The organism is Massilia sp. AB1, assembly GCF_018119385.1.
Taxonomy (GTDB): domain Bacteria; phylum Pseudomonadota; class Gammaproteobacteria; order Burkholderiales; family Burkholderiaceae_D; genus Telluria.
Window position 1 is genome coordinate 158,965 of the sequence record NZ_JAGKSG010000006.1, and the last position, 9,417, is coordinate 168,381.

Here is a 9,417-nt window from a genome sequence, read left to right on the forward strand (position 1 = left end):
AAACCTGAAACTGGTTCAAGGAAGGCGGCGCGCCGTCCGGCTACGATGAACCCATCGCTCCTCCTCACTTCTCAAGGAAACAACATGGAACACAGCCTGCAACTCTCCGCGACGCTCGACCACCCGGGCGTGGAAAAAATGTTTCAGACCCTGCGCGCGGTCCCGGGCGTGCGCGCGGTCGAAGCCACGGCCGGCAGCAGCCGGGTCTATGTGCAGTTCGACGACAGCCTGACCTCGGCGCAGGAAATCCGCACCAGCGTCAGCCGCTCGGGCTTCCCGCTGCTTGCGGGCGCGCCGCACGCAGGCGGCGGGTGCTGCGGTTCCTGCGGCGGGCACTAGGCCTTACAGGACCGAATAGAATTGCCCCGGCTGCGCCCTTGCGGGTGCGGCCTTTGCCGTTGCCGGAGTGCCGAAGGCGATAAAGCACACCGCTTCCTCATCGCCCGCCAGGCCCAGCATTGCGCGCATCGCGGCGTGGTTCATCGCGCCTCCACTGGCGAGGCCGCTGCCGAAGCCCAGGCACTGCGCGGCGAGCAGCATGTTCTGAATCGCGCAGCCCAGCGACACCAGCTTTTCCGCAAGCGGAACCGCTCCGGCGGCAGCATCATCGGCCAGCACCGCCGCCATCAGGCAGGGAGCGTGGAAAGCGCGCTGGCGGGCGGCGGCGAGGGCCTCGTCGCCGCAATCGGGGTCGCGCTCGGCCAGCGCCGCGGCGAACACGGCGCCGAGCTCGGCGCGCTTGTGGTCCGGAATGAGGATGAAACGCCATGGCAGCAGGCGCCCATGGTCGGGGGCGCAGGCCGCCGCCTCCAGGATACGGTGCAGGCCGTCCTGGTCCGGCCCGGGCGCCGCCAGGCGCCGCGGCGGCGTGTTGCGGCGCGCCGCCAGGTGCGCAAGCAGCGCGTGGGAGGTGCGAGTGTCTTGCATGGGTTCTTCCTTTGCTTGGCGGCGCCGTCGCCGCCCTCCGAGTATAGACAGCGCGATCGGCGCCGTCCGCCCTCCCTACGATCTAGTACCGAATGCCTAGTCTTTCTAGTCCGTCATGCCGACTGCGGCCACCGCTTGCCGTCTTTACAATGGCGCCAGCATCGACTACTGGACCGCACCATGCATATTCAACTTCGCTTCTTCGCCGGCTTGCGCGAAGCCCTGGGCACCTCGGGCGAGCGCATCCAGGTGCCGCAGCACGTCGCCACCGCCGGCGACGTGCTGGACCTGCTGCGCCGGCGCGGGGGTCCATGGGACGCCGCGCTCGGGCCGGAGCGTGCCTACCGGATCGCGGTCGACCAGCGCATGGGCGGCCTCGCCAGCCCCATCCACGACGGCGCCGAGATGGCGGTATTCCCTCCGGTGACGGGAGGCTAGCGATGCCGGTACGTCTCCAGCACGAGGACTTCGACCTGAACGCCGAACTGGCGCGGCTGCGCGCCGGCCGTCCGGAAATCGGCGCCGTGGTCGCCTTCGTCGGCACGGTCAGGGACATGGGCGCCGGGGGTCCCGTCGCGCTGATGGAGCTCGAACATTATCCAGGCATGACGGAAGCGGCACTGGACGAGATCTCGGCGCAGGCCATGCTGCGCTGGCCGGTCTCGGAGGTGCTGGTCGTGCACCGCATCGGCGCGCTGAAAGCCTGCGAGCAGATCGTGCTGGCGGCCGTGGCGGCCCCGCACCGTGGCGACGCCTTCGCGGCCTGCGAATTCGTCATGGACTACCTGAAGACCCGCGCCCCCTTCTGGAAAAAGGAATGGGGCGCCGCCGGCGCGCGCTGGGTCGAGGCGCGCGAGCACGACGAAGCGGCGCTTGCGCGCTGGGAGCCCGCCGTCCCTGAGCGCAGCCAATGAATCCGGCGCCCGTGAACCCTCCTTCCTCCGTGCTCACCCTGCATGCGCGCGCCGAGGCCGACCTGCGCCATCTCCTGCCGCGCGTCGGCCCGGCGCTGGCGGCGATACTCGTCGTGTATACGGTATGGGACTTCCTGCTGGATCCGGCGCACGTCCTGCAGTCCGGCTTGACGCGGGCGGCGTTCGCCGTGCTGGCTGCGCTCGCGTTCTGGCCGGTCGTCCCCACCTGCTCGGCGCACCTGCGGGCGGCATGGGCGCACTGGATGCTGTCCAGCGGTGTGATCCTGGCCAGCGCCCAGCTCGACGGCGGCCTGGTGCAGGGCGTGGGGGGCATCGTGCTCGGCCTGTTCCTGGTGCCCTTCATCGCGAACGGCAGCGCCCACTTCGCCAAGGTCGTCGCGCCCCCGGCCCTGCTGTTCGTAGCGTGCAGTGTCCTGGCCTGCAGCTTGCCGGAACTGCTGCGCGGCATCCTGCTGTACGCCTCGGCGCTGGCGGTGGCTTTCGTGCAGATGCACATCGCGGTCGCGCTGCGCCGCTACGCGCAGGCGGTCGAGTCCAGGCTGGTCCGTGAGGCCAGCCACGATCCGCTCACCGGCATCCATAACCGCGCCTGGCTGAGCCAGGCGGCCGCGCAGGCGTTCTCGTCGGCACGGCGCTACCGGACGGAGCTGGTCTTCGCCATGCTTGACATCGACCATTTCAAGCGCGTCAACGACAGCTACGGGCACCAGGCCGGCGACGAGGTCCTGAAGGCCGTGGCGCGCACCATGCAGGGCACCCTGCGCGAAACCGATCATGCCGGCAGGTTCGGCGGCGAGGAATTCTGCTGCATCTTCCCCCAGGCGTCCGACGCCAGCGCGAGCCTTTGCGCCGAACGCATCCGGCAAGCCATCGCCGCGCTCGAAGTCCCGGCCGAGGGCGGCACTGTGCGCGTCACCATCAGTATCGGCCTGGCCCGCATGCAGGACACGCACGCCACGTGGGAAGAGGTGCTGAAACAGGCCGACGAGGCGCTCTACGCCGCCAAGCAGTCGGGCCGGAACTGCGTCAGGATCGCCGGCGAGCGCGCCGGCGAGCGCGCCGGCACGAAGCCGGCGGCATTCCGGGAGGATTCCACCCTGGTTTGACCTAGGTCAAGGACGGTGCGCGGACCGCTCCTCTATCGTGCAGTGACGTCAACGATTGCTCAGTATCATGCTTTCCATTTCTTTCCGCCGTATCGCTTGCGGCATCCTTTTCTCGCTGATCCATGCCGCGGCCGCCGCCCTTCCTCTGCCCTGGCTGGAGAATGGACAGGAGCAGGCGCGCCTGGCGCTGCGCCTGCTGCGGGACGCCGCCTCGCACGGCCTCGACCCGGCGCGCTATGACGCCGACGCATTGACGCGCCGGCTGGGCGCACTGGAAATGCGCGAGGACTCCGCCGGCGCGACGGCGTTCGAGCGCGACCTTGGCGCCGCAATGGGCCGCTACCTGGCGGACCTGCATGCCGGCCGCACCGCCTCGCCTTATCGTCCCGCGCCGGGCGCCGCGGCCGGTTTCGACCCCGCCTTGCAGCTGCGCCTGGCGCTGGACGCCAAACGCCTGGCGCAGGCGGTCGACCAGGCCGCACCGGCGATCCCCTTGTACGCCAGGGTCAGGACGGCGCTGGCGCAGTACCGGGAACTGGCGCGGCTGTATCCGGAATGGCCATCGCTGCCGCCCGCCGGCCAGGCGGGGGTCGCGGCCGGAAGCGCCTACCCCGGCAGTGCGCTGCTGCGCGAACGCCTGCAGCTGCTGGGAGACCTCGGCGAGGACGACGCTCCCGCCGGCGAGCAGATCTACACGGCCGAGCTGGCGGCCGCGGTCCGGCGTTTCCAGTCGCGCCACGGACTCGTCGAGGACGGCGTGCTGGGCCCGGGCACCCTTGCCGCCCTGTCGGTGCCGCTCACCCACCGCGTCGCCCAGCTCGCGCTGACCCTGGAGCGCCTGCGCTGGATGCCGCCGCCGCCGGACGGCAGGCTGGTGGCGGTCAACCTGCCGGCCTATCGCCTGTGGGCCTTCGACCTCGGCAGCCGTTCCTGGACGGCCCCGCTCGAAATGCGGGTCATCGTCGGCAAGGCGGCCAGGACGCCGACCCCGCTGTTCATCGGTCAGATGCGCTATCTCGAGTTCAACCCTTACTGGAATGTGCCGCGCAGCATAGAGCTCGGCGAAATCATCCCCAAGCTGGCGCGCAATCCGGCCTATCTCGAACAGCACGACATGGAGCTGGTGGGAGCCGGCGGCCAGGTACTGCCGTCCACGGGCGGCGAAGCGCTCGCGCGCCTGCGCGCCGGCACGGCCCGGACCCGGCAGCGCCCGGGGCCGTCGAACGTGCTCGGGGAAGTCAAGTTCGCCATGCCCAACCCGATGAACATCTATCTGCATTCGACCTCCTCGAAGGAGCTGTTCGCCCGCACGCGCCGCGACCTGAGCCACGGCTGCATCCGCGTGGAGCGTCCGGCGGAACTGGCGCAATTCGTGCTCGCCGACCCGGAACAGTGGAGCGCGGAGCGCGTCGCCGACGCGATGCGCCCGGGACCGAGCCGCACGGTCAGGCTGCGCGCGCCGGTGCCGGTGGTCCTGTTCTACGCGACCGCGCTTGCAGACCGCGACGGGCGCGCCTTGTTCGCCGACGACATCTATGGACTGGACCAGCCGCTGATCCGGGCCCTGCGCGCCGATTGAAGACCGCACGGCTTGACCCGCACGGCAAGCGATGCGATCCTAAATTTGATCCACATCAATTACAGCGCGGCGGCGCGCAAAGTACAGTCCAGACATCACTTTCACGACAGAAAGGAAGTCCATGTACAAGACAATTTTGGTTCACGTCGACGAAACCGCCCGCTCGGCGCAACGCACCGAGGTGGCGGCGGCCATGGCGCTGGCCAGCGATGCCCGCCTGATCGGCGTCGCCACGACCGGGGTTCCCGCCTACCTGTTTCCCACCGACGGCATGGTGGCCGCGGGGCCCGTCGACATCGCGCCGCTCGAAGAGGCGCGCGGCCAGGCCGAGCGCTCGCTCGAGCTGTTCGAGGCCGCGGCGCGGCGCGCCGGCGTGGCCTCGGTCGAACGGCGCTGCGTGGACGAGGACGCGGGCATCGCCATCAGCCTGCAGTCGCGCTACAGCGACCTGGTCGTCATCAGCCAGGCCTCCCTGGATGAGTTCCTGCCGCGCCAGCGCAGCGACTTTCCCGACTACGTGGTGCTGAACGCGGTCGGGCCGGTGCTGGTCCTCCCTAGCGCCTGGAGCGGCGCCGTGCCCGGCACGCGGGTGGTGGTGGCGTGGAACGGCAGCAAGGAAGCGGCGAGGGCGATCGCAAGCGCCCTTCCCCTCCTGCGGCAGGCGCGCCAGGTTGACCTGGTCGTGTTCGATCCCGGCAGCACGCGCGGGGCGCACGGGCAGGAACCGGGCGCGGATATGGCCACCTACCTGGCCCAGCATGGCGTGCAGGTCGAAGTCACAGTCACCGGGGCCGGGCGCGACGAGGACCGCGCGCTGCTCGCGTTCGCAGCCGCCAAGGAGGCGGACCTGATCGTCATGGGCGCGTACGGACGCTCGCGCTTCAGCGAGATCATGCTCGGCGGGATGACGCGCTCGCTCTTGGCGACCTCGACCATTCCGCTCTGGATGGCGCATTAGGACGGATGGATCACCGGGCATGGCGCGTGGCCGGACCTGAGCGATGCACATCACCCAGCACCCTACCCATACGCTCGACCTGCGCGTGCGCGAGCTCGCGCAGCTGTTCAATTCGCTCGATCCCGCCCCCTTCCTGAACCGCGACCTCGATCATCTGTGCGAAGCCTTCATCGAGAGCTGGGCGCTGCCGCTGCCGCTCGACAGCCACCTGCGGCTGGCGATCCGCGTCGAGAATCCGGAACTGCCCCGGGATGCGGGGGAGATGGTCGCGGATGCGGTGCATAACTATTACACCTACAAGATCGGCCTGGTGCGCGGCGAGCTCGGGCAACTGCTGCGCCAGGGGCGGACCAGCCTCGCGATCGGCCTGGGCTTCGTCGCGTCCTGCCTGGTGCTGGCCGAGCTGATTACCGGCCTGGCTCCCGGCCATGGCGGGAAGATCGCGCGCGAAAGCCTCACCATCATCGGCTGGGTGGCGATGTGGCGCCCGGTGCAGATCTTCCTCTACGACTGGTGGCCGCTGAAGCGGCGCATCAGGACCTATGAAAACCTGCGCTTCGCGCAGGTGAGTGTCGTCGCGGGCAAGGCGCAGAGCGCCGGCTGAACATACCGGCATTTGCACAGGAGCTGTGCTTGTGGACCTTCTGTCGCCCCGGACAGGGGATCGCCCCGAACATCCCGGCAGGCCGAAGCTGGCGATGATGGGTCATGACCGGTCGATACACCGTTTTGCGGGGCTGACTTAGCAGTTCTTTGACGCTAGTCAAACACAACAAGATCAAGACTGGTAATCCTGACGACTCATCTCTTCCAGGGCCGATGATCATGTTCCTAGAGCGAGTTTGCGTGGCAACAGACGGCTCCGACCTCGCGGTACAGGCCGCCCAGATGGCCGCCCTGCTCGCCCGCTCGGGCGCGGGACGGATGTTCGCCGTGTCGGTTGCGCAGCCGCATTTCTCCATGCCGGAGCGGTCCGCTGCCATGCCCGACGCGCAGGCGGAGTTTCTGCGCGCGCACGAGGCCGCCCAGTCCCACCTCGACACGGTGTTGCGCATCGCGCAAGCCGCCGGGGTCAGCTGCGAGACGGCGGCGCCGCTCTCGTCGACGCCGGGTCCGGAGATTGTCCGGATCGCGGAAGAACAGGGCTGCGACCTGATCGTGATGGGTACCCATGGGCCCAACGACGCGAACCGGCTGTTTGCCGGCAGCGTCGCCCAGTACGTGCTCGCGAACTCGACGGTTCCGGTGATGCTGCTGCGCGTGCCGCGCGAGGCCTCGCAGCCCGAGTTCGGCGACCGGCCGGCCAGCTAGGCTGGGACGCCCGCCCTAGCGCGCCATGAGCAGCGGCACTGTGCTGTTCTGAAGCAAGGTCCTGCTCACTCCTCCCAGGAAGAGTTCGCGGAACTGGGTGTGGCCGTAGCACCCCATGACCACCAGGTCGTAGCCGTCCTGGGTCGCCAGCGTGAGCAGATTGTGCCCGCAATCGATGTTGCGTCCGATCGTCAGCATCTGCGCCTGGACGCCGTGGCGGCCGAGGAAGGCGGTGATGCCGGCGTCGTCGTCGTCCTCGACCAGGCTGCTCTCGTCAGGAAGGCGGAAGGACACGACGGTGACGCGGACGGCGCGCTGCAGCACCGGCAGTGCGGCGCGCAGCGCGGCGGAGGCTTCCTTGCTGCCATTCCAGGCGACCAGGACATGGTCGCCAGGCTGGCGCGCCACGGGTGCGCAGGGCACGACCAGCACCGGGCGCGCGCTGGTGAACAGCACGTATTCGGGGATGCGGCCGATCGTATCGGTCAGCGCTTCGGCCAGGTCGTCCTGGTTGACGACCACGAGGTCGCTGAAGCGACCCACGTGGGCCAGCGCATCGCTGGCCAGGTCGCACACCAGGCGGCTTTCCGACGACACCCCGGCCTCGGCGGCAATCGTCGTGAACTGCTCGAGCGCGCGGGACGCCGTGTCGTGCAGGGGCTGGAAATAGCTCGCCTCGAGGCTGTCGGGAGCAGCATGATACCCGTGCGGGAATACGTCGCGCGACACGCCGGTGGCGGCAAGGCCGATCAGGTGCGCGCCATGCGCCTTGGCCAGCTGCGCAGCGATCCGTATGCGTGCGGGCGCATGGCGTGACAAGTCGGCATGCACCAATATGGTCTTGTAGCTCATCGTTCCTGCTCCCCATGTTGATGATGTTCGGAATCAAGACAGTCTCCCCGCTTCGCTCGGCGGCGTGTTTGACCGAGATCAAATCGACTTGCTCCCCATGAATTGACCATCAGTCGACTTTCGTCTCGGCGCTCAGGTCGACCATTACAACGGCTAGTGGGCCAACAGGACGGGTAGCCACATGTCCTTCAGCACCGTCGCGGTGACGCCGCCGAGGATCTGTTCGCGCAGGTGCGCATGGCCATAGGCGCCGATGACGAGCAGCCCCGGCCCTGCGGCGAGGGCCGCGTTCAGCAGAACCTCGCCGGTACGGCCCGCGCCCGGCTGTTGCAGGAATGTCGCGACGACGCCGTGCCGCCGTAGGAAGGCGACGCAGCGGTCCGCTGCGCCCCGCTCCTGGCCCTCGTCGCCTTCCCCGAGGGACATGACCGTCACCTGCCGGGCGGCGCGCAGGAGGGGCATGGCGCCGTCGAGCGCGCGGCAGACCTGCGCGCTGCCGTCCCAGCCCACCAGCGCATCCATGCCGGGCCACGCAGTACCCGCGCCGGGAATCGCCAGGACGGACCGTGCGCCATGCAGCAGCACATGTGCAGCCAGGTCGCCCGGTGCAGATCTCCCCGTTTCGGCCATGTCCTGTCCTACCACGACCAGGTCGCATTAACGTGCCCGCAGCGCCAGGACGCACCCGACCTCGTCCTCGGCGAGGCTGTGCTCGAACGACGCGACGCCTTCCGCCTCGGCCAGCGCTGCGAAGCGCGCCAGAGCCTCGCGCGCCTCGTGCCTGAGCTGGTCGCAGCGCGCCTGCGCGGCCGGTCCAGCCTGCGCGAGCACGTCGGGCGGAAGGAATCCGGACAGGGTAGCGGCACGGAGGCAAGCCGTCCAGCCGCGCCGCTGCCTTAACATAACTTTCGGAGCAAATTTTGATTGCGGTCAAATAAATCCTTGTAATGCTTCGCTAGGCTGATCCAATCCAGCCATCGGAAGGAGACTTCATGAGCATTCGCAACCTCGGGCACTTGTTCCACCCACGCTCGGTGGCCGTGATCGGCGCCTCCGAACGGCCCGGCAGCGTGGGCGCGACGGTGTGGCGGAACGTCCTCGCAGGCGGTTTCGGAGGACCGCTGTGGCCCGTCAACCGGCGCCATGCCCAGGTCGGCGGCCATCCCGCCTTCGGCAGCGTGCGCGACCTGCCCGGCGTGCCCGACCTTGCCGTGATCTGCACCCCTGCGCCCACGGTGCCCAAACTGATCGGCGAGCTCGGCGCCGCCGGCTGCCGCGCCGCCGTGGTGATCAGCGCTGGCATGGACGCGGACGCCGGCGGCGCCCGCAGCCTGCGCCAGGCGATGCTGGAAGCGGCGCGACCCTGGCTGCTGCGCATCCTGGGTCCGAACTGCGTCGGCCTGCTGGTGCCCGGCATCGGGCTGAACGCCAGTTTCGCGCCGGGCGCGGCCCTGCCCGGCCGGCTGGCCTTCGTGGCGCAGTCAGGGGCGCTGGTCACCGCCGTGCTCGACTGGGCGGCGGCGCGGCGGATCGGCTTTTCCTGCTTCGTCTCCCTGGGAGACGGCAGCGACGTCGATTTCGGCGACCTGCTCGACTACCTCGCCGCCGACCCGGGCACCGACGCCATCCTGCTGTATGCCGAGAGCGTGCGCCAGGCCCGCAAGTTCATGAGCGCCGCGCGCAGCGCGGCGCGCGGCAAGCCGACCCTGATCGTCAAGGCCGGGCGCGGCAAGGACGCCGCACGCGCGG

At 69.4% G+C, this 9,417-nt stretch carries 13 protein-coding genes; 9 read left to right on the top strand and 4 right to left on the bottom strand.

What is annotated here, in order from left to right; all coding sequences use genetic code 11:
• The first annotated feature begins 84 nt into the window (after positions 1-84).
• Positions 85-339 carry a heavy-metal-associated domain-containing protein gene (locus J8847_RS05930; RefSeq protein ID WP_211523757.1) on the top strand — a complete coding sequence of 85 codons (255 nt, stop codon included), beginning with the start codon at positions 85-87 and terminating at the stop codon, positions 337-339.
• 3 nt (positions 340-342) lie between these two features.
• Here J8847_RS05930 and J8847_RS05935 read toward each other — a convergent pair whose 3' ends face one another.
• Positions 343-927 carry a nitroreductase family protein gene (locus J8847_RS05935; protein ID WP_211523758.1) on the bottom strand — a complete coding sequence of 195 codons (585 nt, stop codon included), beginning with the start codon at positions 925-927 and terminating at the stop codon, positions 343-345.
• Positions 928-1,107: 180 nt separating this feature from the next.
• Between J8847_RS05935 and J8847_RS05940 the strand changes: the two genes are divergently transcribed.
• The 7 genes from J8847_RS05940 (at position 1,108) to J8847_RS05970 (ending at position 6,816) form a co-directional block, all read left to right on the top strand.
• Positions 1,108-1,365, top strand: a complete 258-nt coding sequence (locus J8847_RS05940) for a MoaD/ThiS family protein (RefSeq protein WP_211523759.1) — start codon at positions 1,108-1,110, stop codon at positions 1,363-1,365.
• Positions 1,366-1,367: 2 nt separating this feature from the next.
• Positions 1,368-1,841: a molybdenum cofactor biosynthesis protein MoaE gene (locus tag J8847_RS05945; protein WP_211523760.1), complete on the top strand. Its 474-nt coding sequence runs from the start codon at positions 1,368-1,370 to the stop codon at positions 1,839-1,841.
• Between the two features lie 11 nt (positions 1,842-1,852).
• On the top strand, positions 1,853-2,968 hold the full coding sequence (locus tag J8847_RS24495; RefSeq protein ID WP_211523761.1) for a GGDEF domain-containing protein: 1,116 nt from the start codon (positions 1,853-1,855) through the stop codon (positions 2,966-2,968).
• A gap of 67 nt (positions 2,969-3,035) precedes the next feature.
• Complete coding sequence (locus J8847_RS05955) at positions 3,036-4,547, top strand: murein L,D-transpeptidase (protein WP_211523762.1); 1,512 nt, start codon at positions 3,036-3,038, stop codon at positions 4,545-4,547.
• Between the two features lie 121 nt (positions 4,548-4,668).
• Positions 4,669-5,505 (top strand): universal stress protein, encoded by an 837-nt coding sequence (locus J8847_RS05960; protein WP_211523763.1) that lies wholly within the window; start codon positions 4,669-4,671, stop codon positions 5,503-5,505.
• A 43-nt stretch (positions 5,506-5,548) separates the two neighbouring features.
• Positions 5,549-6,109, top strand: a complete 561-nt coding sequence (locus J8847_RS05965) for a hypothetical protein (protein WP_211523764.1) — start codon at positions 5,549-5,551, stop codon at positions 6,107-6,109.
• A gap of 215 nt (positions 6,110-6,324) precedes the next feature.
• Positions 6,325-6,816 (top strand): universal stress protein, encoded by a 492-nt coding sequence (locus J8847_RS05970; RefSeq protein WP_211523765.1) that lies wholly within the window; start codon positions 6,325-6,327, stop codon positions 6,814-6,816.
• Positions 6,817-6,831: 15 nt separating this feature from the next.
• Here J8847_RS05970 and J8847_RS05975 read toward each other — a convergent pair whose 3' ends face one another.
• From J8847_RS05975 to J8847_RS05985, 3 genes are all read right to left on the bottom strand, one after another.
• Positions 6,832-7,668 (bottom strand): universal stress protein, encoded by an 837-nt coding sequence (locus J8847_RS05975; protein WP_211523766.1) that lies wholly within the window; start codon positions 7,666-7,668, stop codon positions 6,832-6,834.
• Between the two features lie 153 nt (positions 7,669-7,821).
• Entirely contained in the window at positions 7,822-8,298 is a 477-nt protein-coding gene (locus tag J8847_RS05980) for a universal stress protein (RefSeq protein WP_211523767.1), read from the bottom strand.
• Between the two features lie 27 nt (positions 8,299-8,325).
• On the bottom strand, positions 8,326-8,499 hold the full coding sequence (locus tag J8847_RS05985; RefSeq protein WP_211523768.1) for a hypothetical protein: 174 nt from the start codon (positions 8,497-8,499) through the stop codon (positions 8,326-8,328).
• A gap of 161 nt (positions 8,500-8,660) precedes the next feature.
• On the opposite strand from J8847_RS05985, the gene J8847_RS05990 reads away from it, so the two are divergent.
• Positions 8,661-9,417: CoA-binding protein (locus J8847_RS05990; RefSeq protein WP_211523769.1), on the top strand; the 757-nt coding region annotated here is incomplete at its 3' end.